The organism is Blastococcus aggregatus, assembly GCF_900221005.1.
GTDB lineage: Bacteria > Actinomycetota > Actinomycetes > Mycobacteriales > Geodermatophilaceae > Blastococcus > Blastococcus aggregatus.
In genome coordinates this window covers 789,882-803,645 of record NZ_OBQI01000002.1, presented here as the reverse complement: position 1 = coordinate 803,645, position 13,764 = coordinate 789,882, and the positions used below count along the sequence as shown (strand labels likewise).

15 protein-coding genes are annotated in these 13,764 nt (G+C 75.4%); 9 read left to right on the top strand and 6 right to left on the bottom strand.

Translation table 11 applies throughout. From position 1 onward, the window contains the following. Positions 1-4 precede the first annotated feature (4 nt). Entirely contained in the window at positions 5-1,246 is a 1,242-nt protein-coding gene (locus tag CRP29_RS09615) for a PP2C family protein-serine/threonine phosphatase (protein WP_245852681.1), read from the bottom strand. A 98-nt stretch (positions 1,247-1,344) separates the two neighbouring features. Then, positions 1,345-2,070: a DUF4184 family protein gene (locus tag CRP29_RS09610; protein ID WP_097194763.1), complete on the bottom strand. Its 726-nt coding sequence runs from the start codon at positions 2,068-2,070 to the stop codon at positions 1,345-1,347. 118 nt (positions 2,071-2,188) lie between these two features. Here CRP29_RS09610 and CRP29_RS09605 point away from each other — a divergent pair, with 118 nt between their 5' ends. Both CRP29_RS09605 and CRP29_RS09600 read left to right on the top strand, forming a co-directional pair. Continuing rightward, positions 2,189-2,737 carry a heme-binding beta-barrel domain-containing protein gene (locus CRP29_RS09605; protein WP_097194762.1) on the top strand — a complete coding sequence of 183 codons (549 nt, stop codon included), beginning with the start codon at positions 2,189-2,191 and terminating at the stop codon, positions 2,735-2,737. Then, positions 2,734-4,443, top strand: coding sequence for a DUF885 domain-containing protein (locus CRP29_RS09600; RefSeq protein ID WP_097194761.1), 1,710 nt, complete (start codon positions 2,734-2,736; stop codon positions 4,441-4,443). Before CRP29_RS09605 ends, CRP29_RS09600 begins: the two co-directional genes overlap by 4 nt. Here CRP29_RS09600 and CRP29_RS09595 read toward each other — a convergent pair. The 4 genes from CRP29_RS09595 to CRP29_RS09580 all read right to left on the bottom strand — a co-directional run bounded on the left by CRP29_RS09595 (position 4,390) and on the right by CRP29_RS09580 (position 8,587). Then, positions 4,390-5,172: a hypothetical protein gene (locus CRP29_RS09595; protein WP_141437097.1), complete on the bottom strand. Its 783-nt coding sequence runs from the start codon at positions 5,170-5,172 to the stop codon at positions 4,390-4,392. The two genes, CRP29_RS09600 and CRP29_RS09595, sit on opposite strands and share 54 nt — an antisense overlap. 30 nt (positions 5,173-5,202) lie before the next feature. Further along, positions 5,203-5,934, bottom strand: coding sequence for a hypothetical protein (locus CRP29_RS09590; protein WP_097194759.1), 732 nt, complete (start codon positions 5,932-5,934; stop codon positions 5,203-5,205). 315 nt (positions 5,935-6,249) lie between these two features. Beyond that, positions 6,250-7,668, bottom strand: coding sequence for a Na+/H+ antiporter NhaA (nhaA, locus tag CRP29_RS09585; RefSeq protein WP_097194758.1), 1,419 nt, complete (start codon positions 7,666-7,668; stop codon positions 6,250-6,252). 70 nt (positions 7,669-7,738) lie between these two features. Beyond that, a complete protein-coding gene (locus CRP29_RS09580) occupies positions 7,739-8,587 on the bottom strand; it encodes an aminotransferase class IV (protein WP_097194757.1) in 849 nt (282 codons plus the stop codon). 114 nt (positions 8,588-8,701) lie between these two features. On the opposite strand from CRP29_RS09580, the gene CRP29_RS09575 reads away from it, so the two are divergent. From CRP29_RS09575 to CRP29_RS09545, 7 genes are all read left to right on the top strand, one after another. Further along, positions 8,702-9,196: a Fur family transcriptional regulator gene (locus CRP29_RS09575; protein WP_097194756.1), complete on the top strand. Its 495-nt coding sequence runs from the start codon at positions 8,702-8,704 to the stop codon at positions 9,194-9,196. Further along, on the top strand, positions 9,193-10,314 hold the full coding sequence (gene ygfZ, locus CRP29_RS09570; protein ID WP_097194755.1) for a CAF17-like 4Fe-4S cluster assembly/insertion protein YgfZ: 1,122 nt from the start codon (positions 9,193-9,195) through the stop codon (positions 10,312-10,314). The genes CRP29_RS09575 and ygfZ overlap by 4 nt, the downstream gene beginning before the upstream one ends. 103 nt (positions 10,315-10,417) lie before the next feature. Beyond that, a complete protein-coding gene (locus CRP29_RS09565; protein ID WP_097194754.1) occupies positions 10,418-10,978 on the top strand; it encodes an RsiG family protein in 561 nt (186 codons plus the stop codon). Positions 10,979-11,010: 32 nt separating this feature from the next. Further along, positions 11,011-11,955 carry an asparaginase gene (locus tag CRP29_RS09560; protein ID WP_097194753.1) on the top strand — a complete coding sequence of 315 codons (945 nt, stop codon included), beginning with the start codon at positions 11,011-11,013 and terminating at the stop codon, positions 11,953-11,955. An 87-nt stretch (positions 11,956-12,042) separates the two neighbouring features. Further along, positions 12,043-12,573, top strand: a complete 531-nt coding sequence (locus CRP29_RS09555; RefSeq protein WP_176522890.1) for a helix-turn-helix domain-containing protein — start codon at positions 12,043-12,045, stop codon at positions 12,571-12,573. Further along, positions 12,570-13,400 carry a hypothetical protein gene (locus tag CRP29_RS09550; RefSeq protein ID WP_097194752.1) on the top strand — a complete coding sequence of 277 codons (831 nt, stop codon included), beginning with the start codon at positions 12,570-12,572 and terminating at the stop codon, positions 13,398-13,400. The genes CRP29_RS09555 and CRP29_RS09550 overlap by 4 nt, the downstream gene beginning before the upstream one ends. A 78-nt stretch (positions 13,401-13,478) precedes the next feature. Continuing rightward, positions 13,479-13,763 (top strand): DUF2516 family protein, encoded by a 285-nt coding sequence (locus tag CRP29_RS09545; RefSeq protein WP_097194915.1) that lies wholly within the window; start codon positions 13,479-13,481, stop codon positions 13,761-13,763. Position 13,764: the final 1 nt, after the last annotated feature.

Genomic DNA, 13,764 nt, shown 5'->3' with positions numbered 1-13,764 from the left:
GTGCTCAGCTGATGCCGGGCGGGAGGACGTTCGGCCCGGCCTCGGCCGGCCGCGGACGGTCCTCGGGATAGGCACGCACGGCCACCACGGCGACGTCGTCCTCGCCGGCCCGGGGGACGAGCCGGTGGAGCACGGTGTCGAGCAACTCCGGAAGCGGGGTCCGGCCCAGATCGCGCAGCGCGTCCTGCAGCCGGGCCATGCCCTCGTCCAGATCGGAACTCCGCTTCTCGACCAGCCCGTCGGTGACCAGCAGCAGCGTGTGGTCGGAGTCCAGCTCGACGGTGTGATCGCGGCGCGGAGCCGACGGCTCGACGCCGAGCATCAGGTCCGGCGTCGTCTCGAGCACGCGGGAGCTGCCGTCCGGCGCCAGCAGCAGCGGGGGGACGTGGCCGGCGTTGCTCCAGCGGACCACCCGCCGCCCGGCCACGGGCACGTCGGGATGCCGCTCGACGCGGGCGAGGATCGCGGTCGCCAGGGTCGAGACGGCCAGGCCGGAGGCGGCCCGGTCGGTGCGCCCCAGGGTCTCCGCCGGAGTCTCGTCGTTGTCGTAGGCGAGCGCCCGGAGGATCCCGCGGAGCTGGCCCATAGCGGCCGCGGCGCCGCTGCCGTGGCCGACGACGTCGCCGATCGCGAGCATCGTGGCGCCGTCGGGCTGCAGGAACGCGTCGTACCAGTCGCCGCCGACCTGGGCCTCGTGACCGGCGGGGAGGTACCGGACGACGACGTGCAGGTGGTCCGGCTCGGGCGGTGGGGTGAGCAGGGCCTGCTGCAGCTGGTCGGCGAGCGCCCGCGACGCGGCCGCCTCGCGCGCCAGCCGGTCGAGCTCGGCGGCCTGCGCCTCGGCCGCGCGCCGTTCGGTGAGGTCGCGGAAGGAGACGATGACGCCGGTGACCCCGCCCTCCTCGACCGTGGGGACGGCGACCAGCTCCACGGGGACCGGGACGCCGTCCTTGCGCCAGAACACCTCGTCGTCGGCGAAGACGGTGCGGCCGCTGCGGATGGCCTGCCAGACCGGGCACTCCTCGCGCGGGTACGGGGAGCCGTCGAGGTGCGAGTGGTGCAGCAGGGCGTGCTGGTCGATGCCGCGCTGCTCGACGGAGGGGTAGCCGGTGAGGCGCACGGCGGCGGGATTGACGAACTCGACCCGGCCCTCGGTGTCGAGGCCGTAGATCCCGTCGGCGACGTTGGCCAGCACCCACTCGTAGCGGATGAGCGCACGCGCGAGCTCCTCCTCGGGCGTTCGCACGCGCACCTCCGTCGTCCCGGACCGTGCCGGACGGGGCGCCGGCGATCGCTGGTCCCGCTGGGAGGACTATAAGCGCCGGGACAGCGGGGCCCGGTCGCTCAGCGGCGCCGGGGGCGGAGCTGCCAGGCCGCCGCCAGCAGCACCGCGAGGCCCAGCGCGGTGCCGCCGCCCCAGGTCGCGGCGTCGTAGATGGCCTCGCCGAGGTCGCCCGCGGGCAGCGCGGCTGCGGTGCCGACGACGGTGCCGACCGCTCCGAGCAGCACCCAGGGCCACCGCCGTCCGGCCGGTGCCGACGTCCGGGCCGGTGTCCGGAGCCACCAGTGCAGGGCCCAGCCGAGCAGGGCCAGCCCGCCGAGCACGCTCATGCCGTACTGCAGCCACCGATAGCCGGGCATCAGGCCCCACTGCTCGGCCAGCACGGGGAACGTCTCCGGGCCCCAGCGCCGGGCGTGGGTGAACTCGTCCCACAGCACGTGGGTGCCGGCGCCCACCGCCAGCGCGAGCAGCGTCCAGGCTCCCCGCGCCGGGGACGCCAGCCGGATCCGGAGCCCGAGGGGGACGCCGGTCACCCGCGCGCGCAGCGCCGCGGGTGCGGCCCGGACGGCCGGCTCCGCGAGCAGCCCGTGCCACAGCGCCCAGGCGGCGAGCCCGATCAGCACGTCGGTGGTGACGACGGCGCCGGCGGTGTGCGTCGGCCACGGCAGCTCGAACGGCAGGTAGAAGGGCAGGTCGGGCGCGACGCTGCCGGCGATCAGCGCCGACGCGGGCAGCGGGGTGCGCAGGAACGGCAGCACGACCGCCGCGTGGCTCGGGGTGAACGGCACTCACTACCGTGGCATGCATGGTTTCTGCCTGGGTCCTGGTCGCCCTGGCGGCGCTGGCCGCGCTCTCCTGCGGCTACGGCGCCGTGCGCCTCTCGCGCCGCCCGACGGGGGCGCGGCGATGAGCGCGCCGACGGAGCTGCCGGTCCCCGACACCGTCGACGTCCGCACCGGCCCGGAGGTGTCCGACCAGCTGCTGTCGGTGCTGCCGCTGCTGGGCGAGTGGCACGGCGAGGGCATCCTGGCCGGCGCTGCGGCGGGGTCCGGCGCGGATCTCCGGTTCGGCCAGTGGGTGCGGTTCAGCCACGACGGCCGCGGGTTCCTCGCCTACGACTCGCGCACCTGGCGGCTCACCGACGACGGTCAGGTCGTCGGCCCGGACGTCCGGGAGACCGGCTTCTGGCGTTCCCGCGGCGAGGGTGACGACGTCGAGCTGCTGGTGGCGGGCGCCGACGGCCTGCTGGAGATGTACGTCGGCGCCGCCCGGACCACGACCAGCTGGGAGCTCGCCACCGACCTCGTCGCCCGCACGCCGGACGCGCCGGAGGTGACCCGGGCGGTCCGCCTCTACGGCATCGTCGAGGGCGCGCTCATGTACGCCGTCGACCGCGCGGTGGGCGGCGGAGAGCTCCGTCCCACCATGTCCGCCCGGCTGGAGAGGCTTCGATGACCGAGACGCCGACGACGCCGACCACCCCCCGCCAGGTGGCCGACGCCTACGTCGCCGCCGCCTGCGAGCTCGACCCGATCCTGGCCACCCAGCTCGGCGCCCGCCCCGGCGACGACCGGCTGCCCGACCTCTCCCCGGAGGGGCTCGAGGCCGAGGTCTCGCTGGTGCGGGAGACCCTCGCCGAGCTCGACCGCGTGCTGGCGGAGAACCCCGCCCTCGAGGACGACCCGGTCGAGCGGCGCTGCGCCCGGCTGCTGCGCGAGCGGCTCACCTCCGAGCTCGACGGGCACTGGGCGGGGGAGAGCTTCCGGTCGCTGAACATCCTGTTCTCGCCCGTGCACTCGGTCCGCCAGGTGTTCAGCCTGATGCCCACCGCGACCGACGAGGACTGGGCGGTCATCGCCCGCCGGATCGCCCGCGTCCCCGAGGCGTACCGCGGCTACCGGGAGACGCTCGAGGAGGCGGTGCGCCGCGACCTGCTGGTCGCCCCGCGCCAGGTGCGCACCATCGTCGAGCAGCTCGACGAGTGGCTGGCCGGCCCGTACTTCACGACCTTCGTCGCGACCGGTCCCGAGGCGCTGCAGCCGGAGCTGCTGGCGGCCGCGGCGGACGCCGACGCCGCCGTGGCCGCGATCCGCGACCACCTGCGCGACGAGTACGGCCCGCGCACCGAGGGCGTGCCCGACGCCGTCGGCCGCGAGCGCTACGCACTGGCCGTGCGCCGCTGGTCCGGCTCGGACCTCGGGCCCGACGGGGGCCTCGAGGAGGCGTACGCCTGGGGCTGGGCCGAGCACAAGCGGATCCTCGCCGAGCAGCGGATCGAGGCCGACCGCGTCCAGGCCGGCGCGACGCCGATGGAGGCGATGCGGGTGCTGGCCACCAGCGGCCCCGCCGTCGAGGGCGTGGAGGAGATCCGCGTCCGGCTGCAGGCGATGATGGACGAGGCGATCGCCGAGCTCGACGGCACGCACTTCGACCTCGCCGAGCCGCTGCGCCGGGTCGAGGCCATGATCGCGCCCCCCGGCAGTGCGGCGGCTCCGTACTACACCCGGCCCTCGCAGGACTTCTCCCGGCCCGGCCGCACCTGGCTGCCGACGCTGGGGAGGACCCGCTTCCCGCTCTGGGACCTGGTGTCGATCTGGTACCACGAGGGCGTCCCGGGACACCACCTGCAGCTGGCCCAGTGGGCGTACGTCTCGCAGCAGCTGTCCACCTACCAGACCTCGGTGGGCTCGGTCAGCGCGAACGTCGAGGGCTGGGCGCTCTACGCCGAGCGGTTCATGGACGAGCTCGGCTACTTCGCCGACCCCGGCACCCGGCTGGGCTTCCTCGACGCCCAGCAGCTGCGCTCGGTGCGCGTGGTCATCGACATCGGCATGCACCTGCAGCTCCCGATCCCCGACGACGCCGAGGGTGCGCTGGCCGCGCACCGCGGCGAGCCGTGGACGCCGGACCTCGCGCGCGCCTTCCTCGGTGAGAACTCCGGCGCCGCGCTGGCCTTCCTCGACAGCGAGCTGGTCCGCTACCTCGGCATCCCCGGGCAGGCGATCGGCTACAAGCTGGGCGAGCGGGCCTGGCTGGCCGGCCGGGAGCAGGCGCGGCAGGCGCGGGGTGAGGCGTTCGACCTCAAGGCGTGGCACATGGCCGCGCTCTCACAGGGGTCGTTGGGGCTCGACGACCTCGAGGCCGAGCTCGCGCAGCTCTGACCGGCGCGGGGGCGCGGACAGCATGATCAGCGCCGCGGCCCAGCCCAGGCAGAGCCAGGACCAGACGGGGGAGAACCCTGCCCACTCGCCGGGGAAAGCGGCCGACACCAGACCCACGTAGCCGGCGCACACCCCGGCCGACGTGCCGAGGAACCGCCGTCCCTCCGGCCAGCAGGCCGCCAGCAGCGGCAGGACCACCAGCGACAGTGCCAGGGCGCCCTGCACGGCGTGGTGGTCGATGCCGTTGGTGACCTCGCCGAGGGCGACGCCGGCGCCCCGCCGATTGGCCCGCCACATGTCCGCCGCGTGCACCAGCCACGGGACGGCGCCCAGCGTGGCGAGGGCGAGCAGCGCCGGCGAGACCGACCAGGTGAGCGGCTGCCACCGCGGTCGGGTGGGCAGCAGCGCGAGCAGCAGTGCCGCCTGCACCGCCAGCAGGGCGACGAAGCCGAGCAGTGGCCACTCCAGCCCGGCGGCCACCGCCACCAGCCAGCCGGCTCCCGTGACGCCGAGGGTGGCCCAGGCGGCGCGCGCGCCGCGCGGCCGGACGGCGACGGCGAGGAACGAGCCGCCGACCAGCACGGTCATCGTGATCCCCCAGCTCGCCTCGAGCACGACCGCCCAGTCCTCGTCCCAGGAGACGGAGAGGTCGATCAGCCCGAAGCCGGGGAGCAGCAGCCAGGTCAGGGTCCAGAGCGCGGCGAGAGCGCGGGCGGCAGCGAGGCGCACGCCGCGCAGCATGCCGCAGAACGGGTGCGCTCAGCGCCCTCCGGGCAGCGGGTTGAGGGTGTCTGCGGCGAAGGCGGTCGAGTCCTCCGGCCGGGCGGGGAGCGCCTCGATCCCCGGGGTGGCCAGGAGCTCGGCGATGCACGCGGCGCTGCCGCCGACGTAGGTGCTGGTCAGGTCGATGTCGGTGACCACGCACCAGGCGCGGTCGGCCGGCCACCACAGGTTGGCGCTCTGCTCGTGCGGCTCGGGCGCGAGGTTCCGGACGGCGTCGGCGACGGTGCCACGGACCAGCACCACGTCGTGGTTGCCGCGCAGCGGCATCCGCGGGGGCGAGTCGGGGTCCGGCAGGTCGAAGCCGTAGCCGTCCCACCGCCCGAACAGGCAGTCCTGCGGAGTGGCGGTGTGCCCGGCGAGGACGGCGGCCAGGCGGGCGGCCACGGCGACCGGCAGATGCCCCTCGGCCGGGCCGTCGTCCCACACCGCGGCCTGGAGCTCGGGGGGCTGGGCGTCCCAGCTGCCGGTGATCGTGTGCCACTGCATGAGCGGGTGCGCTCGGGTGCCGTTGTGCGCGGCGACCTCGGCCCAGGGCACCTCGATGTCGTCGTCCCCGGCGTAGCGGACCGCCGGGTGGAAGACCCGCGCGTGGGCCTCGAAGGCGGGGAGCAGGGCGGAGACCGTGCCGGGGGCGCCGAGGCGGCAGGCGACGGAGATCCACACGCCCTGCCAGACGTCGGTCTCGACCGGCAGGCCGCCCAGCTCCATGGGGCGCAACCTACCCGGAGAACGGACAACCCCCGGGCTGCTCCGCCGCGCTCCCCGGAGGGAGCTGCGTGCGGGCCGACTGGACAACGGTCGGCGGCCCGGGGGTCGGGTGACTGTCCGGTTCTCGCTCGCCGCCGTACGACGGACGGGCGATCTGCCGTCGCTCAGCGCGGACGCTGAACGGGCGGCCCATCTGGACGGCGGCTAGCGGACAGCCACCTCACGAGTCCTGTAGCTCAGCAAAGTTACGGACCACCTCCTCTCTCGTGTACGACGACGGTACGTCCGGCCCGAGAGCGTCGGCAACCGAAAAAGTCAGCTGTCGGCGAACGGCCCGCCGGGCCGCCCCGGGGGCGGCGTCCAGCGCCGGCCGGGGTCGTGGTCGGCCGCGTCGTCCACCGTCGGCCAGGCCGGTCGCGCGGGCCCGATGTTCTCGGGCGCCTCGTAGACGTCGGGGATGCCGTCGGCGTCGACGTCGACCCGCTCCTGGGCGGCGATCTCCCGGTACTGGCGGTTGCGCAGTCGCAGGATGACCGCGGCCAGCGCGGCGGCGATCACGGTGCCGAGCAGGATGCCGACCTTGGCGTGGTCGAAGCTCTCGGGGTCGTCGACGTAGGCGAGCTCGGTGATCAGCAGCGAGACGGTGAACCCCATCCCGCCGAGCAGGGCGAGCCCCACGACGTCGGTCCAGCTCAGGTTCTCGTCGAGCTGCGCGCGGGTGAACCGCGAGACCAGCCAGGTGGCTCCGGTGATGCCGATCGCCTTTCCGGCGACCAGGCCCACCATGATGCCGATGGCGATGCTGTCGCCCAGCGACTCGCCCAGTCCCGAGATGCCGCCGAACGCCACGCCCGCGGAGAAGAACGCGAAGACGGGCACGGCGAACCCGGCCGAGAGCGGCCGGAGCCGGTGCTCGAAGTGCTCGGCGAGCCCGGGGCCCGCGTCCGGTCCGCCGGCCGCCGCGCTGCGGACGACGGGCACGGTGAAGGCCAGCAGCACGCCGGCGACGGTGGCGTGCACGCCGGACTCGTGCATCAGCACCCAGGTGAGCGCGGCCAGCGGCAGCAGCAGCCACCAGGAGCGGATCCGCTTCTGCACGAGGAAGCCGAAGACGGCCAGCGGCAGCAGGGAGAGCAGCAGGGCCGGGACGTCCAGCGCCGCGGTGTAGAAGATCGCGATGACGACGATCGCCAGCAGGTCGTCGACGACGGCGAGGGTGAGCAGGAAGGTGCGCAGCGCCGTCGGCAGGTGAGTGCTGATCACCGCGAGGACGGCCAGGGCGAAGGCGATGTCGGTGGCCGACGGGATGGCCCAGCCGCGCAGCGCGCCGTCGGTCCCGCCCAGGTTGAACAGCACGAAGATCAGCGCGGGCACCGCCATGCCGCCCACGGCCGCGGCGATCGGCAGCGCCGCGCGCCGCGGTTCGCGCAGGTCGCCGGCGACGAACTCGCGCTTGAGCTCCAGGCCGGCCACGAAGAAGAAGATCGCCAGCAGGCCGTCGGCCGCCCACGTGCCGAGCGTCAGGTCCAGGTGCAGCGCCGACGGGCCGACGCGGGTGTCCCGCAGCGACTCGTAGCTCTCCGCCCACGGGGAGTTGGCCCAGACGAGCGCGATCGCGGCACCGACGAGCAGCAGGGCGCCGCCGACGGTCTCGCGCCGGAGCACCGAGGCGATCCGTTGCGCCTCGGGCCACGAGCCGCGGCCGAGGAGGCGGGGGGAGGACGAGGTGCTCACGGGGGCGGCTCCGGGGGAAGGGTCGAGAAGGACGTTGCCGACCAGACTTCCCGGCGCACCGGGAGACAGGTTACCGGGCGAGGAGCTCCCGCACGCGCGACGTCAGGCCCGCGTCACCGCGGCGCACGCCGTCGAGCGTGTGCACCGGCGCGGCCCCGCGCACCCCGGACAGCAGCCAGACGGCGTCGGCGGCGTGCAGGTCGTCGACGGTGGCCCGCGTCCGCGCCGTCGGCCAGCCCTCGGCCGATGCGCGCTCGAACAGCCGGGCGACGGTGGTACCGGGCAGGATGCCGGTCTCGGTCGGCGGGGTGTGCAGCGTGCCGCCGGCCGCCCACGCCACCGTCGACGTCGGCCCCTCGAGCAGTTCGCCCTCGAGCGAGGTGAGGACGACGTCGTCCGCGCCGAGGGAGTGCGCGTGCCGGTAGGCGGCCATGTTCACCGCGTAGGAGAGCGTCTTCGCGCCGCCCAGCAGCCACGGCGCCCGCGCGCGGAAGTCCGCCGGGACGCCGAGGGAGAGGCTGATCACCGAGACGCCCGTGGTGCGCTGTCGGACGGTCTCGGCGGGCACGGGTGCCAGCAGGGCGAGCGCGGTCGGCGGTGCGTCGTCTCCCGGCCCCCGGGTGAGCAGCAGCCGGATCACGCCCTCGGTGTCCACCGGCCAGCCCGCCAGCACCGCCCCGACGAGGGCGCGCCAGGCGTCGTCGCCCGGGTGGGGGATCTCCAGCAGCGCGGCCGACCGGGTCAGCCGGGCCAGGTGCGCCGGCAGGTGCGGGGTGCCGCCGTCGAGCACCGCCACCGACTCGAAGGCGCCGTCGCCGCGGACCAGGCCCTGGTCCCAGGCGGTCACCACGGCCTCGTCGGCGGGGACGGCGACGGCGGCTCCGTTCCGCCAGACGGCCACGCTGCGCAGATCGGTCACGGACCCTCCTCGCTGACGCTCGTCGGGCACGTGCCCTGGGTGCAGTGTCCTCGCGTGACCTCGCAAGCTCGGTCACGGGCCCAGGGTGCCCGACGCCGGGCATAGGGTCGCGCCATGGAGCACGAGGGCCATGCGGTCGAGGGTGGCAGCGCGGGCCGCACCGCCGGCGACGCGGCACCGCTGGCCGAGCGGCTGCGGTCCCGCGGGCTGCGCCTGACGGCCCAGCGCCGCCGCGTGCTGGCGGCCGTGGAGGCTCTGGAGCACGCGACGCCCGAGGCGATCGGGGCGTGGCTGCGCGAGGAGGCCGGGCCCGGGTCCCCCGCGCCGGACGCCTCCACGGTCTACCGCAACCTGGAGCTGCTCGAGCGGCTGGGCCTGGTGTGGCACACCCACCTGGGCAAGGGGGCGCCGATCTACCACGCCTCCGAGCACGCCCACCTGCACGTGGTGTGCGCCTCCTGCGGCGAGATCTCCTCGGTCGCCCCCGACCTGCTGGACAGCGCGGCGGAACGTCTGGCCGCCGATCTGGGTTTCACCGTGGACGTGGGGCACGTCGCCCTGTCCGGGACGTGCCGCGCATGCCGCGAACGAGCATCGGAGACCCCATGAGTTCCACCCTGCTGTCCCGCCCGGGCGCCGTCGCCGTCGAGAAGCCGGTGGACGCCGCCGTCGCGGTGGCCGCCCACTACGGGGACCCGCTGCGCGAGCAGCGGCTGCTCGCCGAGGGCGCCGGGCTGGTGGACCGCAGCGACCGGGACGTGCTCGTCGTCCCCGGCGCCGACCGGCTCTCCTGGCTGCACAGCCTCACCAGCCAGCACCTCGACCGGCTGGCCGACGCCACCGGCAGCGAGGCGCTGGTCCTCTCCCCGCAGGGGCACGTCGAGCACCACCTGGTGATCGCCGAGCTCGGCGGCACCACCTGGGCCGACGTCGAGCCCGGCACGGGTGTCGCACTGCACGCCTTCCTGCAGAAGATGCGCTTCATGCTCCGCGTCGAGCCGGAGCTGGTGACGGCGCAGTGGGCCGTCCTCTCGCTGGTGGGGCCGAGCGCGCTCGACGTGCTGGGCGCCGCCGGCCTGCCCGCGCCCGCCGTCGAGTACGCGGTGGAGCCGCTGGCCGACGGCGGGTTCGCCCGCCGGATGCGCCCGATCGGCGACGGCAGCGCCGTCGTCGTGGACCTGGTCGTGCCGCGCGGCTCGGTCGACGCCGTCGCCGACCGGCTGCTGACCGCCGGGGCCCGGCTCGCGGGGGTGCAGGCCTACGAGGCGCTGCGCGTGGAGGCCCGCCGGCCGCGGCTGGGCGCCGACAGCGACCACCGCACCATCCCCAACGAGCTGGAGTGGCTGACCAGCGCGGTGCACCTGGACAAGGGCTGCTACCGCGGGCAGGAGACCGTCGCCCGGGTGCACAACCTGGGTCGGCCGCCGCGCCGGCTGGTGCTGCTGCACCTGGACGGCGTCAGCGAGGACCTCACCGAGCCCGGCGCCCCGGTGCTCGCCGGCGCCCGCGAGGTGGGCCGGGTCGGCACGGTCGTGCGGCACCACGAGCTCGGCGTGATCGCGCTGGCGCTGGTGAAGCAGTCGGTCGCTCCCGACGCCGCGCTGACCGTGGGCGGATCGGTCGCCGCGATCGATCCGGACGACGCCCCCGCGGAGGTCGACGACACCCGGGCGGCGGCGCGCGACCGCATCCGAGCCGTCCGGTCTGCGACCATGCCGCGTGCGTGACGAGAAGACGACCGATGGAGGCCGCAGTGAGCGAGCTCGCGAGCTCACCCGAGAGCACAGCAGCCCGGCGAACGTCGGCGACGAGCGCCAGCGAGGAGAACACGTGAGCACCAAGACCAGTCCCGCGGGGGGCGCCGCCGTCGACGCGCTGCTGGACCCCGCGTTCCTCGAGGACGCGACCCGGCGGTCGATGACCGAGGTGCGCTCGCTGCGCCGCCAGGCCGAGCAGGAGGAGGTCAACCTCTCCTACACGCGGCGGCTGCTGCAGGGCCGGCTGGACATCGTGCGCCGCGAGGTGCAGCGCCGGGCCGAGCACGACGGCCGGTCGCTGGTCGAGCTGCTCCCGGAGATCCTGTCCGAGAAGGGCCGCGGCCCGGCGCACGGTCTCGGGCGCCACCAGACGGTGCAGCCGGCCAACCCCGACGAGTACGAGTCCTGGGTGAACGCGCTGACCCCCGGGGTCGACCTCTCCTCGATCACCGACCTCCCCGACGCCAAGCTCGAGCAGGGCGCCCGCGCGCTCGCCGAGGCCGAGGTCGGCCTCTCCGAGCGGCGGCGCGGCGTCCAGCAGGTCATGGATGCGCTCGCCGGGGAGCTGGGTCGCCGCTACCGCGACGGCGAGGCCGACGTCGCGGCGCTGCTGGCCGACGAGGGCCGGCACTGAACGACGACGACCGTTCCTGGCCAGGGAACCCGGTGCTGGTCGAGGTCGAGCGGTCCGGGTTCCTCGAGTCGGTGCACCGCGGCTCCCTGGTCGTGCTCGGCGCGGACGGGGACGTGCGCTTCGGCGCGGGCGCCGTGGACCGGCCGATGCTGCCGCGCTCGTCGAACAAGCCCGTGCAGGCGACGGCGCTGCTCGCCGCCGGCTGGGCGCCGCGCGACGAGGCCGAGCTGGCGATCGGGGCCGGCTCGCACAACGGCGAGGACGGGCACCGGGAGCTCGCGGCGGCGATCCTCGCCGCCGCCGGGCTCGGGCCCGAGCACCTGGGCTGCCCGCCGGCGCTGCCCTCGCACGAGGCGACGCGGGCGGCCTGGCTGGTCGAGGGCCGCGCGCCCGACCGGCTGGTGATGAACTGCTCGGGCAAGCACGCGGCGATGCTCGCCGCGTGCGTGGCGGCCGGCTGGCCGGTCGAGGGCTACCTCGACCGCGCGCACCCGCTGCAGCAGGCGATCGACGCGCGGCTGGGCGAGGCGGCGGGTGAGCCGGTGACGGCCGTCGTCGTCGACGGCTGCGGTGCGCCGCAGCACGCGCTCTCGCCGACCGGCCTGGCCCGCGGTGTCCTCTCCCTGGTGCAGGCCGACGCCGGCTCCCCGGAGCGCGCGGTCGCCGACGCCATGCGCGCCCAGCCCTGGTTCGTGGCGGGCACCGGCCGCGAGGACACCGACCTGATGCGCGCCGTCCCCGGCCTGCTGGTCAAGGGCGGCGCCGACGGCGTGCACGTCGCCGCGCTGCCCGGGGCGGGCGCGGTGGCGCTCAAGCTCGACGACGGCGGCGACCGCGGGCGGATGCCCGCGCTGACCGCGGGCCTGCTCCGGCTCGGGGTGCTGGCCGACGTGCTCGCGCCGTGGTTGCAGCTCCCGCTGTCCGGAGGCGAGGGGATCGTGGGTGCCGTGCGCGCGGCGCCGGCGCTGGCGGGCTGAACTGCGATTCCGGGTGTGACGCGGCAGACAGCCGAGTGCTAGCTCATCTGCTTGCAGGAGCTAGCACTCCGGGCTAGTCTCGGACACGTGCAGACACCGGGAGAGTTCGTCCGCGAGCAGGTGAGCACGGTCCGCTCGACGGTGGACCGGGTCGCCGGCACCGTGGCCGAGTCCGTCGCCGAGGCCACGAACGCCTCGGCGAGCAACGTCACCGCCGTCGGTTCGCAGGTGGGCAACTACATCCGCGAGCAGCGCAGTGCCGCCCAGGTGTCCCTGAGGGAGCTGGCCCGCACCGCCGGCGTCAGCAACCCCTACCTGTCCCAGGTGGAGCGGGGCCTCCGCAAGCCGTCAGCGGAGATCCTCGCGTCGATCGCCCGGGGCCTGAAGATCTCGGCCGAGTCGCTCTACGAGCAGGCGGGGATCCTCGACCGGCGGTCCGGCAACCCGGACACCGTGGCGGCGATCCGGTCGGACGAGGCGCTGTCCGAACGGCACAAGGCCGTGCTGCTGGAGCTCTACGAGACCTACGTCCGCGAGCACGGCGTCAGCACGGCGTCCTCGGCCGCTCCCCAGGCCGCACCCGAGAACCCCTCCCACCCTTCCAAGGAGTCGGCATGACCCCCACCCAGACCGTGAAGCAGTACGGCGAGCTCGCTGTGGCCCAGGGCCGCTCGCTGGCCGAGCAGGCCCGCACCCCCATCCTCGCCGTCGTCGGCGCCGGTGACCTGGCCGTCCAGAGCGCCCGCACCGTCCTCGACCAGTTCCGCTCGAAGGCCACCTCCTCCGTGCTGGCCCTGCCGGGCGAGGCGCAGGTCCAGGCCGACCTCGCCGTCCGCGAAGCCCGCACCCGGGCCACCGAGGCCGCCGACACCGCGCGTGCTCGGGCCAACGAGGCCGCCGGCAGCGCGCGCACCACGGCGCACCAGCTGGCCGACGCCGTCCGCCCCGACGCCCTGCGCAGCACCGTCGCCGGCCTGGTCGACACCGCCCGCACCCAGGCGACCGCGACCGTCGGCACGCTGGCCGAGCGCGGCGCCGAGGTCGTCGAGGAGCTGCGCCGCCAGCCCGGCTTCCGCCGGGTCGTGCGTCGCGCCGAGCGGGCCGTCGACACGGTCGAGGACGCGCTCGAGGACATCCTCGAGGAGACCGCCGAGGCCGTCGCCGACGCCTCCAACGAGGTCACCTCGGTCGCGCAGAAGACCGCCGCCAAGGCGACGAAGGTCGCCGCGAAGGCCGAGTCGTCGGTCGAGAAGACCGCCGAGGTCACGAAGAGCGAGCTCGAGGACGCCGTCGAGGCGCCGAAGCCCGCCCGCAAGACGACCGGTAAGAAGAGCAGTGCCGCCGCCGGTACCTCGGCCACCAAGGCCACCTCGGCGCGCGTCACCCGGGCCCGGACCGCGAAGCGGACCGACCCGGCGGCTGTGCCGGCCAAGCGCAACGGCTGACGCACCACCCCACGAACCAGGGCCCCGGAGCTGCGAGAGCGCTCCGGGGCCCTGTCGCGTCCGGGTACCCTCGTGGCCATGGCGGAGTTCGACGGACTGCTCTTCAGCGGCCTCTACGTGGCCGCGCAGGTACTCACCCTGTGGGCGTTCGTCGACGCGCTGATCCGCCCGGCCCCGAACTTCGTCGCGATGGGCAAGCTGAGCAAGCCCGCGTGGGCCGGCATCACGGGCCTGGCGGCGGTCTTCGTCTACCTGTTCGGGGCGATGAGCTTCCTCGGGCTGCCGGCGGTCATCGCCGCCACCGTCTACCTGGTCGACGTGCGCCCGGCCGTGCGCGGCCTGAGCCGCGGCAACAGCTGGTGAC